This is a genomic window from Streptomyces sp. NPDC111744 (genome assembly GCF_055634995.1).
Window position 1 is genome coordinate 1 of the sequence record NZ_JBVKCG010000003.1, and the last position, 17,844, is coordinate 17,844.

Genomic DNA, 17,844 nt, shown 5'->3' on the forward strand with positions numbered 1-17,844 from the left:
ACACGAGGAACGATTTCAAGGCGACTTCCGCACCCACCGCAAGAAGATCAACAACTACAACGCGTGACCGGCTCACGGAACTTGTGCCAGATCCCCGTAAAAGCCCCCTCAGGTCGGCGAAGATGGCCCCATGGGATCCCCCACGGCGAAGATCGAACCCCTGGGCGCGGTGCGCGAGCGCGTCCTCGCGACCCTGCGGCAGGACATCATCGCGGGGCGTCTGGGCCCGGGCGACCGGCTGGTCGAGCGCGAGCTGGCCGAGCGGTTCGGGGTGTCCCGGGTGCCGGTTCGGGAGGCGATCCGGGCCCTGGTCGCCGAGGGTTTCGTCCTCTTCGAGTCGGCCCGCCGGACCGTCGTACGCCGACTGACCCCCATCGACGTCAAGGAGCTCTTCGAGCTGCGCGAGGCGCTGGAGGTGTACGCGGCCGGGCTGGCGGCGGCACGGGCGACTCCACAGGCGCTGGCCGAACTGCGGGACCTGCTCGACCGGGCCGCCACGGCGACGCGGGCCGGGGACGCCGAGACGATCACGGACATCAACACCCGTTTCCACGACCGCATCCTGGCTCTGGCCGGCAACAGCCTGCTCATCTCGGTGATGGAACCGGTCGACGGCCGGCTGCGCTGGCTCACCCGGCGGAACGAGGAGTGGCCGCAGCTACTCACCGAACACCGCGAGTTGTACGAGGCGATCGCCTCCGGCGACCCGGACCGCGCCCGCGCCCGCGCACTCGGCCACGTCCAGGCCAACTACCGCTCGACGGTACGGCACCTCTTCGGCGAGGAGCCCTAGCGACGGCTCTGACCTCGCACGGAGTCGCCCACAGGAACATGGACCCACACGGTCGCCGACCGTCCGTTGGCGGCGGCCCATATCGTCTGAGCCCGCCGTCGTCACCGCAGCCCGGCCGCCTCCGCCGCCGTCCGCAGCACATCGCGGAGCATCTCGGGGGTGAGGCGGCCGGTGAAGGTGTTGCGCTGGCTGACGTGGAAGCAGCCGAAGAGGTCCAGGCCATCGAGGTCGACCCGGGTGCCGTGGGCGAAGGCCGGACGGGGCCGGGGCACGCTCCAACCGGCCTCGGCCAACGCGGGCAGCGCGGCCTGCCAGCCGAAGGCGCCGAGCACGACGGCGGCACGCAGCGTCGGCCGCAGCAGCCCCAGCTCCTCCACCAACCAGGGGCGGCAGGTGTCGCGCTCCTCTGGGGTCGGCTTGTTGGCGGGCGGGGCACAGTGCACGGGCGCGGTGATCCGTACGCTGTACAGCTCCAGACCGTCGTCGGCGCGCACCGACGTCGGCTGCGAGGCGAGCCCGATGTCGTACAGCGCCTGGTACAGCACATCGCCGGAGCGGTCGCCGGTGAACATCCGGCCGGTGCGGTTACCGCCGTGCGCGGCCGGGGCGAGGCCGATGATCAGCAGCCGGGCGTCGGGCGGCCCGAAGCCGGGGACGGGCCGGCCCCAGTACGTCCAGTCGGCGAACGCGGCACGCTTGGTACGTGCCACGTCCTCCCGCCAGGCGACCAGGCGCGGGCAGGCACGGCAGGCGCTGACGCGCTGGTCGAGGCGGGCGAGGGGGTCGAGGGGTGTGAGAGGAGCGCGGTGCACAAGGTCCACGGTAAAGCCGGGCAGACCTGGCCGTGCCGCATCGATTCGGTCGGTGCGAGTGGGGTGGGTCGGTGCGAGGGGGGTGCGTGAGCGCCCGGGAAATCGGCTCCGTCTCTCTCGGCTCGGGGGGCTAAGGTCGGGGGCATGGCTTCTGAGGACGCGGGTGAGAGCAGGGAGCGCGAGAGCGGTGGGCCCAAAGCTCCCGCCCCCGCCTCGGCCGAGCCCGCCGAAGGCACCCCGGCGCCTGCTGCCCAGGCCGCCGACGCAGACCCCGCTGCCGTGGCAGCGGCCATCGCCGCCGCCGAGGCCGCGAAGCCCGCTCCCGGCGAGAACGTGCGGATCGACAGCTGGATCTGGGCCGTACGCCTGATCAAGACCCGCTCCATGGGAGCCACCGCCTGCCGGGGCGGGCACGTCCAGGTGAACGCCGAGCGGGTCAAGCCCGCCCATTCCGTGCGCGTCGGTGACGAGGTGCGGCTGCGCCACGAGGGGCGGGAGCGGATCGTCATCGTGAAGCGTCTGATCCGCAAGCGGGTCGGTGCCCCGGTGGCCGCCCAGTGCTACCTCGACAACTCCCCGCCGCCCCCGCCCCGTGAGGCCTTCGTCCCCATCGGTCTGCGCGATCGCGGCACCGGCCGCCCCACCAAGCGCGACCGCCGCGAACTGGAACGACTGCGCGGCCTCGGTGGGATGGGAGGAATGGGCGGGACGGGAGGCATGGGCGGGATGGGCCGGCCGGACGGTGGGCGCACCGGCGGACGGTGATCCACCGTCCGCCTGTTCCCCGGAGTTCGGCCAGGCCGCGCCCGGCTCCTTCCTCCTTGCGCGCTCGGCGGGAGCGGCGCGTCACGCACGGGGCTGCATCAGTCCCCACAACCGTGCGTTCTGTCCGCGCCGGGCCCAGGCGATCAGGGCCAGCGGCACGATCAGAATCAGCGGGGTCGCCGCGTACTGGCCGTCGAAGACGGTGAGCTGGACGATGAACGCGCCCACCATGAGCGCACTCAGCGCCATCGCCGCCACCGACTGCAGCACCGGTATCAACAGGGCGACAGCACCGGCCAGTTCGAGCATGCCGATGGTGTACATGCCCGCGCTGCCCCAGCCGATCCTGTCGAAGGACTCGACGGCCGACGGGTGCGCGATCAGCTTGGGCAGCGCGCTCGCGATGCCGTAGAACAGGGCGAGCAGCACCTGCACCGCGCGCAGGGCCAGGCGGGCACGGCGGCCGCGGGCGGTGGCGGACTCGGCGACGACCGGCGCGGACGCGGTGGAAGTGGCGGAAGCGGCAAGGGCGACGGAAGCGGTGGGCTTGGACATGGGGGTTCTCCTGGGGGTTGCGGTCCCTGTTGCTGTCACAGAGGTAGACCCGCCGCCGACGGAGAACTCATCGGCTGCCGCCCGGATTTCCCGGCTACCCGCCGTCTCTCGCTATGTCGCCGGTACCGCCCTCACCCACACCCCGTCCTCGGTCAGATACTCGGTCACCTCCAGTCCTGCTTCCGCGAGCGCCTCCTCGAACTGTTTCTCGGTGAGCGGCCGGGCCAGGAACGTCTGTGTCCAGCTCGCGTCCGGGAACTCGTACTCCGCGCGGACCGAGTTCACCCCGTCCCCGACCGGCTCCACGGACACGATCCGCACCGTGTAGCCGCTGGGGTCGACCCGTTCCCTCGGCACGTCCGAGTGGTAGTCCGCGCCCTCCCGCTGGATGAGCACACAGCCGCCGTCCGCCACATGCGCCGCGCAGGTGCGCAGCATGCCCCGGCGCACCTCCACGTCACCGGTGTTCACCAGGAACGACGCGAGCATCACCACGTCGAACTTCTCGCCCAGGTCGAGCCCCTCGATGCTGCTGCGTATCGTGCGTGCCCCGCGGACGCGCTCCAGCATCTCCGCCGACTCGTCCACCGCCGTGACCGTGAATCCGCGGTCCAGGAGCGGGTGGGTCATCCGCCCCACGCCGCTGCCCAGCTCCAGGATGTGGGCGCCGGCCGGGACCGCCGCCTCGATGATGTCCGGCGCGTCCCCCACGGCCAGCCGGGAGTAGAGCTCCACCGCGCAGCCGTCGGGGGTGATCGCACCGGGACCTGTTCCCTCGTGCCCCTCACGCATTTCAACCGTCATGCCCGAACAACGGCCCACGGCCGCACGGCCGTTCCCACACCCTTACGGTTCACCCGTTCGAGTAGTCCACGGTCCGGCGGGAACTTTCCTCCACGTGGATGAGGTTGACGGAGCATCAGAGGCCGGCCGAGGTCACCGTGCCCCCGGTGACCTCACCGTTCCCACGGAATCCACCCGTGCCCCAGATACCAGTGGCCGCCCGCCCGCAGATGGTCACCCACCGCCCGCTCCACCGACGTACGCCGGGGCAGGTCCCGTACCGGCAGGTCCGGGGCGCCGAAGACGAACCGGACGGCCGTCGTGTCGGCCGGTTCCGGGTCCACGTACCCGGGTCGGAACCGGTCCTGGAAGCGGACGATGTTCGAGTCCGTCGGCAGGTACCGCCTCAGCTGCGGGTCGAGCAGCCAGGAGTGGCAGGTCGCGACCGGGTACTGCTCCTCCGGGAAGTGCTGCGGAAAGAACTCCCGTGCCAGGGCCAGCGAGCGGTCGCAGGCGGTGGGGGTCAGTGGTCCGCAGTAGTCGGGGATGTGCAGGTTCAGGCAGGGCTGCCCCGGAGCCACGGACACGGCGTGGCCCGTGTCCGTGTCCGTGTCCGTGCCCGTGCCCGTGCCCGTTGCCGTGATCGTTCGTGCCGTGCGTTCGCCCAGCCGCGCCCGTTCGTACTGCAGCCGGCCCAGCTGGTACAGCTCCCCGCGGAAGTGGCGGGTGAGCCAGGACGCCTGGAGGGGCGCCAGTCCTCCCCTGCCGTAGTGCCTTCGGTGCAGCGTCATACCGCGCCCCAGGTCGGCCAGCGTGCGCCGGGACACGTCGGCGGGGACGCCCCGCGCGTGGTGGTACGCACGGGCGTGGGGCACCGCGGCGAGGAAGACGTAGACCAGGAAGTACCCGTCCAGTGCGGCCGGAGCGGTGGCGGCGAGCTCACCGAGCCCGGACGGGTCACCGGCCCCCGCTGTGGCGGCCGTGGCGCCGGTGACCTCGTCGGCGCACTCGGCGAGCAGCCGCTGAACTCCGGGATCGGCGGTCACGGTCCGCCGCAGGGCCACCACCTGGTTGATGTCCTCGTGCGGCACGGCGAGGTCGAGGAGCAGTTCGGGCAGGTTGTCGGCGTCCGGCAGCACGGCGGGGTCCCCCTTGGTGAACGTCCTGGTCGAAGAGTACGTTGCAAGCAGGAGTGGTGATCCGTGATGCGTACGGGCAGTGAACCGGCGACCGCGCGCAGTGCGCTGCGGGCGCGCTTGTGGCTGAGCGTGTGGGGCGTGGCCTGGGCGATCTTCGGCACGGCGGTGTTCGCGCTGGTCGGCCGTCCCGGCTGGGCGGCCGCCTGTGGGGTGCTGTGGCTGGTGGCGACCACCGACATGGCCATCATCCTCAGGCACATCAGGCAGGGCCCGCACTATCAGCCCGGCCCCGATGTGCCGCCGTACCGGCCGCCGGACAACGGCCCGCGGCGACTGCGGCACCCGCCGCAGCACGGTCACCCGTGAGCAGACGTCCGCTCACGCGCCGTCGTCGAAGCGGGCCGCCTTCAGGTACTGCGGGTTCGGGTCCAGGGCGGCCGCCAGCCGGAAGTGGCGTATCGCGAGGTCGGCGCGGCCCTGGCGTTGGTAGGTCCGGGCGAGCGCGAAGTGCGCGAACGCATTGTCCGGCTCGCGCTCCAGGACGATAGTGAACTCCAGCTCGGCGGGGCGTAGTTGCGCGGCCGCGAAGAAGGCACGCGCGCGCAGCAGCCGGGCGGCCGTGTTCTCGGGGTGCGCGGCGATCACTCCGTCGAGCAGTTTCACCGCACCCCGCGGGTCCCGCGCGTTGAGCAGTTGCTCGGCGGCACGGAAATCGATGACGTGCGTCTCCGGAGTACGTCCGGTCGAACCGCTGGTCTCGGGCACGGCAAAGTCCTTCCCTCACTGAAGCGGTTCAACGCCCGGACGGGTACCCGCTATTTCGAAGACGCATGACCGCTAACTCGAACCGGACACCCGTGCCCGGCGCACGAGGTCGGCCCACACCTCGGCGACGCGCTGTTCCAGCGCGTCCAGGGCCACGTCGTTGTCGATCACGATGTCGGCGATCTCCAGGCGCTTCTCGCGCGTCGCCTGCGCGGCCATGCGCGCGCGTGCGTCCTCCTCGGCCATCCCCCGCAGCCGTGTCAGCCGGTCGAGCTGGGTCTCGGGGGCGACATCCACGACGAGCACGACGTCGTAGAACGGCGCGAGGCCGTTCTCCGCGAGGAGCGGGACGTCGTTGACCACCACCGCGTCGGCGGCGGCCGCAGTCTCCAGCTCGCGGGAGCGGGCCCCGACCAGGGGGTGCACGATCGAGTTCAGTACGGCGAGCTTCTCCGGGTCGGCGAAGACGATCGAGCCCAGCTTCGGCCGGTCCAGGCTGCCGTCGGCGGCGAGCACGTCCGGCCCGAAGGCCTCGACGACGGCCGCCAGGCCGGAGGTCCCCGGCTCGACGACCTCACGCGCGATGCGGTCGGCGTCGACCAGCACCGCGCCGTGCCCGACGAGCAGCCGCGACACCTCGCTCTTGCCGGCGCCGATCCCGCCGGTGAGGCCCACTTTCAGCATGCCCCGAAGCTTAGGCCCTGCCACCGACACCGGCCCGGACAGGCCCCGGTTCCGGCCCGGACAGCCCCTGATCCAGGCCCGAGGGCTCGGTTCCGGGCCCGCGCGGGCCTCAGTTGTCGCCCTCACGCTCCGCGAGGAAACGCTCGAACTCCAGGCCGATCTCGTCCGCCGAAGGGATCTCCACCGGTTCGGCGAGCATGTTGCCCCGGGTCTCGGCCCCCGCGGCGGCGTCGTACTGGTGCTCAAGGCCCTGAACCAGGGCGGTGAGTTCCTCGTCGCCCTCCTGGATCTGGCGGTCGATCTCCGTCTGCGTACGGTGCGCGTCCGTGCGCAGGCCGTGCGCGATGCCCGGGAGCACCAGGCCGGTGGCGCCCGTGACGGCCTCCAGGACGGTCAGGGCGGCGTCGGGATAGGCGGAGCGGGCGATGTAGTGCGGGACGTGCGCGGCGACGCCCAGGACGTCGTGACCCGACTCCATGAGGCGGTATTCGAGCAGTGCCTCGGCGCTGCCGGGCACCTGGGCCTCATCGAAGGGGCTGCTGTGCCCCGGGACGAGGTCGGTACGGTTGCCGTGCGGCGTGAGACCGACGGGGCGGGTGTGCGGGACGCCCATCGGGATGCCGTGGAAGTTCACGGACAGCCGGACTCCGAGCCGCTCCACGACCTGCCGTACGGCCGCGGCGAAGCGCTCCCACTCGACGTCCGGCTCGGGGCCCGACAGCAGCAGGAACGGCGCACCTGTGGCGTCCTGCACCAGCCGGACCTCGATGCTGGGCTCCTCGTACTCGGTCCAGCGGTCCCGCTTGAAGGTCAGCAGCGGGCGGCGGGCCCGGTAGTCCACGAGCCGGTCGTGGTCGAAGCGGGCGACGACCTGGTGGGGCAGCGAGTCGAGGAGCCGGTCGACGATCTGGTCGCCGGTGTCGCCCGCGTCGATGTATCCGTCGAAGTGGTAGAGCATGACAAGACCGGCCGACTCCTGGGCCAGCGCCATGTCTACGACGGCCAGGCCCTTCGGCTCCCATGCGTACAAACCCTGCGGATCAAGCACTGTGACCGCTCCTCCTCGTGTTCGTACGGGACAACGTGGCAAGAGCCGCGGGCATTCCCGTCACCGCTCCGATCGACAGGCCACTCACCGCCTTCTCATGCCGGTGTGCGGGCACGCGCGCGTGCCCGCACACCGGCATGTCGCGCCCTCTCGGGCCCTATGCGGACAGCACGCGCGCGTGCAGTGCCATGACCGCCTTCCGCGCGGAGCTGAACGCTCCGTGCTGCCAGGCGTCCATGTAGCTGAGCCAGTCGCCGGCGAAGTAGACCCGGCCGGTGGGCTCGTTGAGCGGCTTGTAGCGCACGTCGTCGGGACCGCCGGGGGTGTCGTGCCAGGCGGCTTCCAGATGGGGGGTCTGGCGCCAGTGGTGGGAGAAGGAGGTGGCCAGCTCGGTGCGGTACTTGTCGCCGTAGATCTTCACACCGGCGGCCACCGCGCGCTGTTCGCGCCGGGCCGGGGTGAGCTGGGCGTATGAGTCGGCGTCGGTGTCGTAGTTGTAGTAGCCGATGAGGACGCCCCGTTCGCCGTGGAAGCCGTACGAGGGGTGCCAGATGTGTGTGACGTCCTGGTCGGTCTCGGTGATGCCGCCGTAGATGCGGTGGTCCAGTTCCCACCAGCGCGAGCGGTATTCGAGGCCGATCTTGGCCGCGGACGACGGTGTGACGGCCTCCAGGGCGCTCTGCACGCCGGAGCCCAGGTTGTGCGGCACCTTGGCGAGGATGTTGGGCGGCATGGCGGCCACGCAGTAGTCGGCGTCGACGACCTTGGTACGGCCGCTCTCGGTGTATGTCACGGTGACGCCGTCGCCCTTGTCGGTGATCCTGGAGACCACGGCTCCGGTACGGACGCGGTGGGCGCCGATCGCCCGGGTGAGCGCCTTCGGTATCCGGTCCATGCCGCCGACCGGCTGGAACATCAGCATCGCCTGGTCGAAGCCGAACTCGAAGGAGAAGTAGCGCCCGACGCCGCTCGCGAACACCTCGGAGGCGGACGGGACATCGCCGAGGAGCACCCCGGGAGTGCCGGCGGCGGCCGGTACGGTCGTGTATCCGCGCCGCTCACCGCCCTCGTACGTCAGCTTGTCGCCGAGTTCGCCCCAGTCCTTGAGGAACTCGACGAGCCGTTCCTGGTCGGTGGCCGTCAGTTCCTTGTCCAGGGCGCCCTTGTCGGTGGCCTTGGCGAGCAACTCCGATACGTAGCCGTACACATCGGCCTTGGCGGTGCGGTAGCGCTCGGGCTTCGTCATGCCGGCGGACTCGTTGTAGAGGTACGCGTCGGCGTTGGTGTTCGTGAACACCTCGATGGGGACGCCGAATTCACGGCAGTAGTCGAGGGTGATCATCCACTGCGGTATTCGGGCCGGCCCGGCGTTCATGTAGTGGCCGTCGGCGAATCTCGCGGTCTGCGTGTGGCCGTAGAGGTCGGTGGTCGAGTCACCGCCGCGCACGGTGAAGTTGCGTCCGCCGGTACGGTCCCTGGCCTCCAGGATCGTACAGTCGTAGCCGGCCTTGCCCAGTTCGTACGCGGTGGCGAGTCCGGCGATGCCGCCGCCGAGGATGACGACCCTCGCCGCGGCGCGCCCGGTGAGCGTGAAGTCGCTTGTGCCGGGCGCCCGGAAGGGCTGTTCGCGCTGGGCCGCCTGGGCGGTGGGAGCGAGGCCGATGGCTCCCATGGTGGCGAACATGGCGCCGGCGCCACCGGTGAGACCGACGTTCCGCAGGAACGTCCGCCGGTTCGTCCCTGACCTGTACTGAGGCTGTGCCATGCCTGGGTTCCTCCCCGATCTTGAACGAAGACCGGGGAAGCGTCGCAGCGCCGCGTTACGGCCCAGCAGTTACTGGTGTATCCCACACGTTTCTGCGAACGCGAAGTCGAGGAACAAGCCGATGAACGAGCCGACGATTGACGAACAAACCGGCCAACGCCAAGGGGCCGTACCTCGAAAGGTACGGCCCCTCAGTTACCGGCTAGGCCCAGCGGCTAGCGTTCAGCTCTGCCCACCGGCCAGCTTCTCGCGCAGCGCGGCCAGCGCCTCGTCCGAGGCCAGCGCGCCGGAGGTGTCCGCACCCTCGGAGGAGTACGAACCGCCACCCGAGGCGGCCGGAGCGGCAGCCTCGCCACCCTCGGCGGCAGCGGCAGCGTCGGCCTCGCGGCTCTTGATGACCTGCTGCTGGTGCTGCTCGAAGCGCTGCTGCGCCTCGGCGTACTGGTGCTCCCACGCCTCCCGCTGGGTCTCGTAGCCCTCGAGCCAGTCGTTGGTCTCGGGGTCGAAGCCCTCGGGGTAGATGTAGTTGCCCTGGTCGTCGTAGGACGCGGCCATGCCGTAGAGCGTCGGGTCGAACTCGACCGAGGCCGGGTCGGCACCGAAGGACTCGTTGGCCTGCTTCAGGGACAGCGAGATCCGGCGACGCTCGAGGTCGATGTCGATGACCTTGACGAAGATCTCGTCGTTGACCTGGACGACCTGCTCCGGGATCTCCACGTGGCGCTCGGCCAGCTCGGAGATGTGGACCAGACCCTCGATGCCCTCGTCCACACGGACGAACGCACCGAACGGAACCAGCTTCGTGACCTTGCCGGGCACGACCTGGCCGATCTGGTGGGTCCGGGCGAACTGCTGCCACGGGTCTTCCTGGGTCGCCTTCAGCGACAGGGAGACACGCTCGCGGTCCATGTCGACGTCGAGGACCTCGACGGTGACTTCCTGGCCGACCTCGACAACCTCGGACGGGTGGTCGATGTGCTTCCAGGACAGCTCGGAGACGTGGACCAGACCGTCGACGCCACCCAGGTCCACGAAGGCACCGAAGTTGACGATCGAGGAGACCACACCGGAACGGACCTGACCCTTCTGGAGGGTCGTGAGGAACGTCTGGCGGACCTCGGACTGGGTCTGCTCCAGCCAGGCACGGCGGGACAGGACCACGTTGTTGCGGTTCTTGTCCAGCTCGATGATCTTGGCCTCGAGCTCCTTGCCCACGTAGGGCTGGAGGTCGCGGACACGGCGCATCTCGACCAGGGAGGCCGGGAGGAAGCCGCGGAGGCCGATGTCGAGGATGAGACCACCCTTGACGACCTCGATGACGGTACCGGTGACGATGCCGTCCTCTTCCTTGATCTTCTCGATGGTGCCCCAGGCACGCTCGTACTGGGCGCGCTTCTTCGAGAGGATCAGGCGGCCTTCCTTGTCCTCCTTCTGGAGAACAAGGGCTTCGATCTCGTCACCGACGGCGACGACCTCGTTGGGGTCGACGTCGTGCTTGATCGAGAGCTCACGGCTCGGGATGACACCTTCGGTCTTGTAACCGATGTCGAGGAGAACCTCGTCCCGGTCAACCTTGACGATGACGCCGTCGACGATGTCGCCATCGTTGAAGTACTTGATCGTCTCGTCGATAGCGGCGAGGAAGGCTTCCTCGTTACCGATGTCGTTGACCGCAACCTGCGGGGTGGTGGCGGTGGTCTCGGTGCTGCTCGTCATGTGGGAAAGGGCTCCGGTACGGACATTGAAGTCGTAGGTACTGCTACGCCGGGAGCCCGTATCGCTCTGATGAAGCCGGACAGCCAAGGAAGCGCCACACAAAACCACTGGTGGCGCCTCGAAAACCGAGGGGACATACAACAGATGCGAGCGCAGCCTGCTACGTCTGAGGTGCGCAGGCCCGCAGCGCAACTTGTAGCATACGGGGGCAGCCGGGCAGGGTCAATGCGCGAAGGCGCACACCCGGGGCGGATCGCCGCATACCCGGCACAAGAACCGTCCCACGAGGCCACGCAGGCCCGAGATACCTCGTCCGCGACACACCCGGGACGGGGTTGGACGGAAGAGTACGACGAGGGAGCCGATCATCCAAGAGCCCGATTCGTTCGACCTCGAAGAGACCGGGTCAGAGACCGGAACAGAGGCCGAACCCGAAGCCACCCGGCGTGCCGCCGGGGTCGCGGAGAGCAGCCGGGCCAACCGGGGCTGGTGGGACCGCAACGCCGACGAGTACCAGGTCGAGCACGGCACGTTCCTGGGCGACGACCGTTTCGTATGGGGCCCGGAGGGTCTCGACGAGGTGGAGGCGGAGCTGCTCGGCCCGCCGGAGGACCTCAAGGGCAAGGACGTCCTGGAGATCGGCGCCGGCGCCGCCCAGTGCTCGCGCTGGCTGGCGGCCCAGGGCGCCCGTCCGGTCGCCCTCGACCTCTCGCACCGCCAACTCCAGCACTCGCTGCGCATCGGCGGATCGTTTCCCCTCGTCTGCGCGGACGCGGGCGCGCTGCCCTTCGCCGACGCGTCCTTCGACCTGGCGTGCTCGGCGTACGGCGCGCTCCCCTTCGTCGCCGACCCGCGGCAGGTGCTGCGCGAGGTGCGGCGGGTCCTGCGCCCGCAGGGCCGTTTCGTCTTCTCCGTGACGCACCCCATCCGCTGGGCGTTCCCGGACGAGCCGGGCCCCGAGGGCCTCTCGGTCTCCGCCTCCTACTTCGACCGCACTCCATACGTCGAGCAGGACGAGGACGGCCACGCGGTGTACGTCGAGCACCACCGCACGCTCGGCGACCGGGTCCGGGACATCGCCTCCGCGGGCTTCCGGCTCGTCGACCTGCTGGAGCCGGAGTGGCCGGCCTGGAACACCGCCGAATGGGGCGGCTGGTCGCCGCTGCGGGGCAATCTCCTCCCGGGCACGGCGATCTTCGTGTGCGAGCGGGACTGAGCGGCTCCACGAGCTTCTGGTCCGCGCGGCCCGGAAGCGGACTGCGCGGGCCGGAAGCGGACTGCGCGGGCCCGGAAGCGGACTGCGCGGGCCCGGAAAGGGGACGCGCGCGTGAAGGGCGTGCCCGGGTGCGTACGACACTGGGGGCGTGATCCGTTACGACGCCCTGGACGCGCTGCCCGTACGACAGGCGCTGCCCGGTCTGGACGACGCCCTGGAGGGGCACGGCACCGCCGTCCTCGTGGCACCGCCCGGCACCGGCAAGACCACTCTGGTGCCGATGGCGCTGGCCGGGCTGCTGGACGAGGGGCGCCCCGTGCGGCGGGTGGTCGTGGCCGAGCCACGCCGGATCGCGGCTCGCGCGGCGGCCCGCCGGATGGCCTGGCTGCTGGGTGAGCAGGTCGGGCGGAGCGTCGGCTACACGGTTCGCGGCGAACGGGTCGTGGGCCGGCACGCGCGCGTGGAGGTCGTCACGACCGGTGTGCTGTTGCAGCGCCTGCAACGCGACCAGGAGCTGCCGGGCGTGGACGTCGTCATCCTCGACGAGTGCCACGAGCGGCATCTGGACGCCGACACGGTGGCGGCCTTCCTCTGGGACGTGCGGGAGACGCTCCGCCCGGAGCTGCGCCTGGTGGCCGCCTCGGCGACCACGGACGCGCAGGGGTGGGCGGGACTGCTGGGCGGTGCGCCGGTGGTCGAGGCGGACGGTGTGTCGTACCCCGTGGAGGTGGTGTGGGCACCGCCGGCGCGTCCGGTACGGCCGCCGCACGGGATGCGCGTCGACCCGGCGCTGCTGGCGCATGTGGCGTCGGTGGTGCGGCGGGCCCTGGCCGAGCGGCCGGGGGACGTGCTGTGTTTCCTGCCGGGCGTGGGCGAGATCGCGCGCGTGGCGGGCCAGTTGGGTGACCTGGGGGACGTGGAGGTCCTCCAGGTCCATGGCCGGGCACCGGCAGCCGTCCAGGACGCGGTGCTGGCGCCCGGGGAGCGGCGCCGGGTGGTCCTGGCCACGGCGGTCGCCGAGTCGTCGCTCACCGTGCCTGGGGTCCGGGTGGTCGTCGACTCGGGGCTGGCGCGGGAGCCGCGGGTCGACCACGCGCGCGGGCTGAGCGCGCTGACGACGGTACGGGCGTCGCGGGCGGCCGGGCGGCAGCGGGCGGGCCGGGCCGGGCGTGAGGCTCCGGGGGCGGTGTACCGCTGCTGGTCCGAGGCCGAGGACGCCCGTCTGACGGCCTTTCCGGCGCCGGAGATCAAGGTGGCCGACCTGACCGCGTTCGCCCTGCAGACGGCCTGCTGGGGCGATCCCGGGGCCGCCGGGCTGGCACTGCTGGATCCGCCGCCGGGCGGGGCGATGGCGGCGGCGCGGGAGGTGCTGACGGCGATCGGGGCGGTCGACTCCGCAGGACGGGCCACGGAACGGGGGCTGCGGCTGGCCCGGCTGGGGGTGCATCCACGGTTGGGGCGGGCGTTGCTGGACGGCCCCGGCGGGGGTGCCGAGGTGGTCGCGCTGCTGAGCGAGGAGCCTCCCCGGGAGTACGGGGACGACCTGGCGGGCGCGCTGCGGGCCGCCCGGCGCGGCGGTGACGCCTATGCCGGGCGGTGGCGCGCGGAGGTGCGAAGGCTCCGGGCGGACGACGACGGCATGCCGGCCGGCACGGTGGACGAGCGCACGGTGGGACTCGTCGCCGCTCTCGCCTTCCCCGAGCGCGTCGCCAAGGCCGACGGCGGGTCGTATCTCATGGCCTCCGGCACCCGGGCAGAGCTCGCTGAGGGCAGCCCGCTGCGCGGTGCCCCGTGGCTCGCGGTGGCCGTCGCCGACCGTCCTGTCGGCAGGGGGCACGCGCGCGTGCGGCTCGCCGCGGTGGTGGGCGAGGACATGGCCAGGGCGGCGGCGTCGTCGCTGTACTCGGAGGACCAGGAGGTCCACTGGGCCGACGGGGACGTCGTCGCGCGGCGCGTGGAGCGGCTCGGCGCGATCGAGCTCGTGGTGCGGCCGCTGCGGGACGCCGACCCCGCCCTCGTACGCACTGCGCTCCTCGACGGCCTGCGGCAGGAGGGGTTCGGCCTGTTGCGGTGGACGCCCGACGCGGCCGTACTGCGGCAGCGGCTCGCCTTCCTGCGCCTGCGCCTCGGGGAACCCTGGCCCGACGTCTCCGAAGACGCGCTGCACGCGCGCGTGGACGAGTGGCTGGAACCGGAGCTCGGGCGGGCCCGGCGCCGGGCCGACCTCGGGCGGATCGACGCCGGGGAGGCGCTGCGGCGGCTGCTGCCATGGGCGAGCGGGGAGGCGGGACGGCTCGACGAGCTGGCGCCCGAGCGGATCGTCGTACCGAGTGGGTCGCGGATCCGGGTCGAATACGAGAACCCCGAGCAGCCCGTGCTCGCCGTGAAGCTGCAGGAGATGTTCGGGGCGCAGGAGTCGCCGGCCGTGGCCGGGGTGCCGGTGCTCGTGCATCTGCTGTCGCCCGCCGGGCGGCCCGCCGCCGTCACCGCCGACCTCGCCTCCTTCTGGCGGGACGGGTACAAGGGCGTGCGGGCCGAACTCCGGGGGCGCTATCCGAAGCATCCCTGGCCCGAGGACCCGGCGTCCGCCGAGCCCACCCGGCACACCAACGCACGCCTCAGGCGCTGACCGGTTCCGGAACCTCGGAGGGTGCGGGTTCCGGGTCGGCCGGGCGGCGGCCGAGGGCTTCCAGGCAGAGGGAGAGGGCGAGCAGCGCGATGCCGAGGGACAGGAAGCCCCACGGGAGGTAGGAGGTCAGCATCAGGACGAGCGTGCGGTTCTGCTTGACCAGGGCGACCGTGTGCTCGATGTAGTCCTCGCGCATCTTCACGTCGCCGGCGAAGGCCGTCACCTTGGCGCGGCCGCCCAGCAGGGTGCCGCCGCGCAGCTCCTCCTTGTGGATCTCCTCGCCGTAGACGGGCGCGCCGGTGACGGGTTCCACCCAGAACTTGCGGACCGTGGTGTACCAGCGGGTGGTGCCGGTCTTGGCGACCGTCTCGGGGGTGATGCCCTGCACCGGCATCTTCTTGGGCATGGGGACCTTGGTCCAGGGGATGGTCTGCTCGAAGTAGTAGACCTCGACGCCCCGGAAGGTCTGCGTCCCCTTGTAGTGGATGGGGTTGGTGATGCGGGTCTGCGCGTCGAAGTACTCGTAGTCCCGTTTCTCGGTCAGGAACGGCCACTTGAACTCGATGCCGTCCCGTCTCACCGGGTCCCCGTCGACCATCTCGCCGGTGGCGTGGACGGGTTCCTGACTGTGGGCGTCGAAGATGTAGCGCTCGGGGATCTCGGAGACCATCTTGCCGTCGGGACCCTGGACGTAGGACAGGCCGTCCCAGACGACGACGTCCCGGCCCGCCGTCTCCTCGATCTTCTTCGCGGCCGCCACATCGCCCTTGAGGGTCTGCACGATGGTGATCCGGGGGACCTGCTTCGCCTTCATGGTGCCGTAGTCGAGGAGGGTGGCGTCCTTCGCCTCCAGGACCATGTCCTGGTACTGGTTCGCCGGGATCTTGGCCAGGCGCGGGAAGGCGTACCAGCGCAGCAGCGGGGACAGTGCCGCGAAGAACACGGCGCAGGCGAGCAGGACCAGACTGGCCTTGCGGCGCATCTCGGCCTCCCGGGGCGGCGGTTACGGATGTGAGGGCACCGTCGTGAGCAGCGGCTTGGGGGACGTCTTACCGGCCGGCGACCCCAGGGCGCTGATCGTGACGACCAGGACGATCGCGAGGGCGAGACCGGTCGCGGCGGCGATCAGGGCACGCATGCGGGGCCTCCCGACGGCCGACTACTTCCCGACGGTCTTCCTGATGGATCGTCAGGTTTGGGCACCGTAGCAACGGGAGGGTGAGATGAGAACAGGTCGTACGACGGCGAAGGGCGCCGTCCCGCGTCGGCGGGAGGGCGCCCTCGGCGTCGTACGACGGTGGATCAGGGGGTGGCGGAGGCGCTCGGGGAGGCGGAGGCCGACGCGGACTCGGATGCGGACGGGCTCGGCGACGGGCTCGGCGAGGGGTCGCTCGCGGCGACCGTCAGTTCGACGGTGAGGGTCGCACCGCCGGTGGTGGTGATGCGGAGCAGGAAAGTGCCGGAGATGTCGTCCGCGTACAGCTTGGGCAGCGTGAGCAGGCCGTTCGCGTCCGTCTTGAGATCCGAGAGGGTCCGCACGGGGTTGCCGTTCGCGTCCTTGAAGTACGGGCCCTTGTCGATCTCGCCGGTGTCGTCCGCCGACTTGACGAGCGTGGCGGTGGCGGCGACCTGGTCGGCGACGGCGCCCTGGTAGGTCGCCTTCACCTGCACCTGGTCGGTGAACTCGGCGCCCGGGGTGCCGGTCGGCGCGGTGGCGTTGACGAGGGCGAGGGCGTCGGCGGCGCGCGCGGTGACCGTCGCGTCGTAGTCGACCGGGGTGATCGTACGGCCGATGACGGTGGCTCGGACCGTGAAGTCGCCGGTCTTCTCGCCCGCCTGGAGCGCCGGTGCGACGGCGACGCCCTTGCTGCCGGTGGTGACCATGGCGACGCTCTCGCCGCCCGTGAAGGTCGCGTCCGTGTCCCCGACGATGGTGAAGCGGATACGGACCTTGGAGACGGTCCGGCCGGCCTTGGTCTCCGCCCGCGTGCTGATCCTCTTGGCGAACGCGTCGCCCGCCATCGCCGTGAGCTTGGCGGTACCCGCGTCCTCCAGGTGGTCCACGGTGTCGGTGGCCGTGGGCGGCAGGGACGGGGGCGTGCTCGGGGTGCCCGGCGTCGGCTCGTTCGGCTTCGGGGTACCCGGCGTGCTGGGCGTGCTGGGCGACGGGGAGCCGCCGGAGCCCGAACCGCTGCCGGACTTGTGGTCGTCGCTGCGGTGGCCGGGTACGGTTCCGGTGCCGTTCGGGATCGAGTGGGTGCCCTTGCGGTAGAACTCGTACCAGGACAGGACCAGGTTGAGGTAGTCCTGCGAGTTGTTGTAGCTGAGGATCGCGCTGTTCATGTCGGCCTGGACGGACAGGTCCCAGCCGTTGCGGCACAGGTAGTGGCCGGCGGCGAGCGCCGCGTCGTAGACGTTGTTGGGGTCCTTGACGCCGTCGCCGTTGCCGTCGCGGCCCGCCCATGCCCAGGTCGACGGGATGAACTGCATGGGGCCGACGGCCTGGTCGTACGCGCTGTTGCCGTCGTACTGGCCGCCGTCGGTGTCCTGGATGAGCGCGAAGCCGTTGCCGTCGAGCTGCGGGCCCAGGATCCGGTGCAGGGTGTTGCCCGCGGCGTCGACGTCGCCGCCGCGGGCCTGCCCGGACTCCACCTTGCCGATGGCGGCGAGCAGCTGCCAGGGCAGGTTGCAGCCCGGCTTGGAGCCGCGCAGCTCCGCCTCGGCCTTCTTGTAGGCGTCCAGAACGGTGGCGGGTATGCCGGCCTCGGCCGCGCCCCGGGAGACGGCGGTGCCGATGCTCGACGAGGGGGCGGTGGGGCCGACGCTGGGGTTCGGGCTGTTGAGCGGCGGCAGGTCCGTGTAGTACGGCGAGTTGCCGGTGGCGCCGTCGACCGCACCGGCTTCGTCGGGTGCGGAGGTGCTGGCGCCGGTGTTGGCCTGCCGGCCCGTGTCGCCGCCCGTCGCGCCGGGCGCCTGGGACGCGGACAGAGCCGCTACCGCCAACGCGGCCGCGGCCGTCGTCGCCGCTCCCTTGCGCAGCCGCCTGCCGAATTGCGCCGCCATAAGGTGAACCCCTCCCAAGGGCGCCTTCTGAGCGCCCGTCTCCGTCTGTCTGCTCGCCCCTGGTGTGACGGTTGACCTGGTGCTGTGGTTGCCCCCTGTTACCTCTTTCGA

17 protein-coding genes are annotated in these 17,844 nt (G+C 71.3%); 5 read left to right on the plus strand and 12 right to left on the minus strand.

Annotated elements, in window-relative coordinates; genetic code table 11:
- Nucleotides 1-130 precede the first annotated feature (130 nt).
- Complete coding sequence (locus ACZ7OO_RS07230; RefSeq protein WP_471502393.1) at nt 131-793, plus strand: GntR family transcriptional regulator; 663 nt, start codon at nt 131-133, stop codon at nt 791-793.
- Between the two features lie 101 nt (nt 794-894).
- Here the strand turns inward: ACZ7OO_RS07230 and ACZ7OO_RS07235 are convergent, their stop codons facing one another.
- A complete protein-coding gene (locus tag ACZ7OO_RS07235) occupies nt 895-1,605 on the minus strand; it encodes a uracil-DNA glycosylase (protein WP_471502395.1) in 711 nt (236 codons plus the stop codon).
- A gap of 144 nt (nt 1,606-1,749) precedes the next feature.
- Between ACZ7OO_RS07235 and ACZ7OO_RS07240 the strand changes: the two genes are divergently transcribed.
- Nucleotides 1,750-2,370: an RNA-binding S4 domain-containing protein gene (locus ACZ7OO_RS07240; protein WP_471502397.1), complete on the plus strand. Its 621-nt coding sequence runs from the start codon at nt 1,750-1,752 to the stop codon at nt 2,368-2,370.
- Nucleotides 2,371-2,451: 81 nt separating this feature from the next.
- On the opposite strand, the gene ACZ7OO_RS07245 is transcribed toward ACZ7OO_RS07240, so the two are convergent.
- From ACZ7OO_RS07245 to ACZ7OO_RS07255, 3 genes are all read right to left on the minus strand, one after another.
- Nucleotides 2,452-2,925, minus strand: coding sequence for a DoxX family protein (locus ACZ7OO_RS07245; RefSeq protein ID WP_471502399.1), 474 nt, complete (start codon nt 2,923-2,925; stop codon nt 2,452-2,454).
- A gap of 111 nt (nt 2,926-3,036) precedes the next feature.
- Nucleotides 3,037-3,717 carry a class I SAM-dependent methyltransferase gene (locus ACZ7OO_RS07250; RefSeq protein WP_471503366.1) on the minus strand — a complete coding sequence of 227 codons (681 nt, stop codon included), beginning with the start codon at nt 3,715-3,717 and terminating at the stop codon, nt 3,037-3,039.
- A 164-nt stretch (nt 3,718-3,881) separates the two neighbouring features.
- Nucleotides 3,882-4,847 (minus strand): acyltransferase domain-containing protein, encoded by a 966-nt coding sequence (locus tag ACZ7OO_RS07255; protein ID WP_471502401.1) that lies wholly within the window; start codon nt 4,845-4,847, stop codon nt 3,882-3,884.
- Between the two features lie 66 nt (nt 4,848-4,913).
- On the opposite strand from ACZ7OO_RS07255, the gene ACZ7OO_RS07260 reads away from it, so the two are divergent.
- A complete protein-coding gene (locus ACZ7OO_RS07260) occupies nt 4,914-5,213 on the plus strand; it encodes a DUF6343 family protein (protein WP_471502403.1) in 300 nt (99 codons plus the stop codon).
- A 12-nt stretch (nt 5,214-5,225) separates the two neighbouring features.
- Here the strand turns inward: ACZ7OO_RS07260 and ACZ7OO_RS07265 are convergent, their stop codons facing one another.
- The 5 genes from ACZ7OO_RS07265 to rpsA form a co-directional block, all read right to left on the minus strand.
- Nucleotides 5,226-5,612 carry a tetratricopeptide repeat protein gene (locus ACZ7OO_RS07265; RefSeq protein ID WP_471502405.1) on the minus strand — a complete coding sequence of 129 codons (387 nt, stop codon included), beginning with the start codon at nt 5,610-5,612 and terminating at the stop codon, nt 5,226-5,228.
- A 72-nt stretch (nt 5,613-5,684) separates the two neighbouring features.
- Complete coding sequence (coaE, locus tag ACZ7OO_RS07270) at nt 5,685-6,296, minus strand: dephospho-CoA kinase (protein ID WP_471502407.1); 612 nt, start codon at nt 6,294-6,296, stop codon at nt 5,685-5,687.
- Nucleotides 6,297-6,405: 109 nt separating this feature from the next.
- Nucleotides 6,406-7,344 (minus strand): PAC2 family protein, encoded by a 939-nt coding sequence (locus ACZ7OO_RS07275; RefSeq protein ID WP_471502409.1) that lies wholly within the window; start codon nt 7,342-7,344, stop codon nt 6,406-6,408.
- Between the two features lie 157 nt (nt 7,345-7,501).
- Nucleotides 7,502-9,028, minus strand: coding sequence for a flavin monoamine oxidase family protein (locus tag ACZ7OO_RS07280; protein WP_471503368.1), 1,527 nt, complete (start codon nt 9,026-9,028; stop codon nt 7,502-7,504).
- A 303-nt stretch (nt 9,029-9,331) separates the two neighbouring features.
- Nucleotides 9,332-10,825 (minus strand): 30S ribosomal protein S1, encoded by a 1,494-nt coding sequence (gene rpsA / locus ACZ7OO_RS07285; RefSeq protein WP_189947373.1) that lies wholly within the window; start codon nt 10,823-10,825, stop codon nt 9,332-9,334.
- A 304-nt stretch (nt 10,826-11,129) separates the two neighbouring features.
- On the opposite strand from rpsA, the gene ACZ7OO_RS07290 reads away from it, so the two are divergent.
- Together ACZ7OO_RS07290 and hrpB are read left to right on the plus strand one after the other, a co-directional pair.
- On the plus strand, nt 11,130-12,041 hold the full coding sequence (locus ACZ7OO_RS07290) for a class I SAM-dependent methyltransferase (RefSeq protein ID WP_471503370.1): 912 nt from the start codon (nt 11,130-11,132) through the stop codon (nt 12,039-12,041).
- A 148-nt stretch (nt 12,042-12,189) separates the two neighbouring features.
- Nucleotides 12,190-14,670, plus strand: coding sequence for an ATP-dependent helicase HrpB (gene hrpB / locus ACZ7OO_RS07295; RefSeq protein ID WP_471502411.1), 2,481 nt, complete (start codon nt 12,190-12,192; stop codon nt 14,668-14,670).
- Here hrpB and pgfA read toward each other — a convergent pair.
- The 3 genes from pgfA to ACZ7OO_RS07310 all read right to left on the minus strand — a co-directional run bounded on the left by pgfA (nt 14,660) and on the right by ACZ7OO_RS07310 (nt 17,733).
- Nucleotides 14,660-15,652: a cell envelope lipid trafficking protein PgfA gene (pgfA, locus tag ACZ7OO_RS07300; RefSeq protein WP_471502413.1), complete on the minus strand. Its 993-nt coding sequence runs from the start codon at nt 15,650-15,652 to the stop codon at nt 14,660-14,662. The genes hrpB and pgfA overlap by 11 nt on opposite strands.
- 21 nt (nt 15,653-15,673) lie before the next feature.
- On the minus strand, nt 15,674-15,808 hold the full coding sequence (locus tag ACZ7OO_RS07305) for an SPW_0924 family protein (protein WP_471502415.1): 135 nt from the start codon (nt 15,806-15,808) through the stop codon (nt 15,674-15,676).
- 164 nt (nt 15,809-15,972) lie between these two features.
- Entirely contained in the window at nt 15,973-17,733 is a 1,761-nt protein-coding gene (locus ACZ7OO_RS07310; protein WP_471502417.1) for a lytic transglycosylase domain-containing protein, read from the minus strand.
- Nucleotides 17,734-17,844 lie beyond the last annotated feature (111 nt).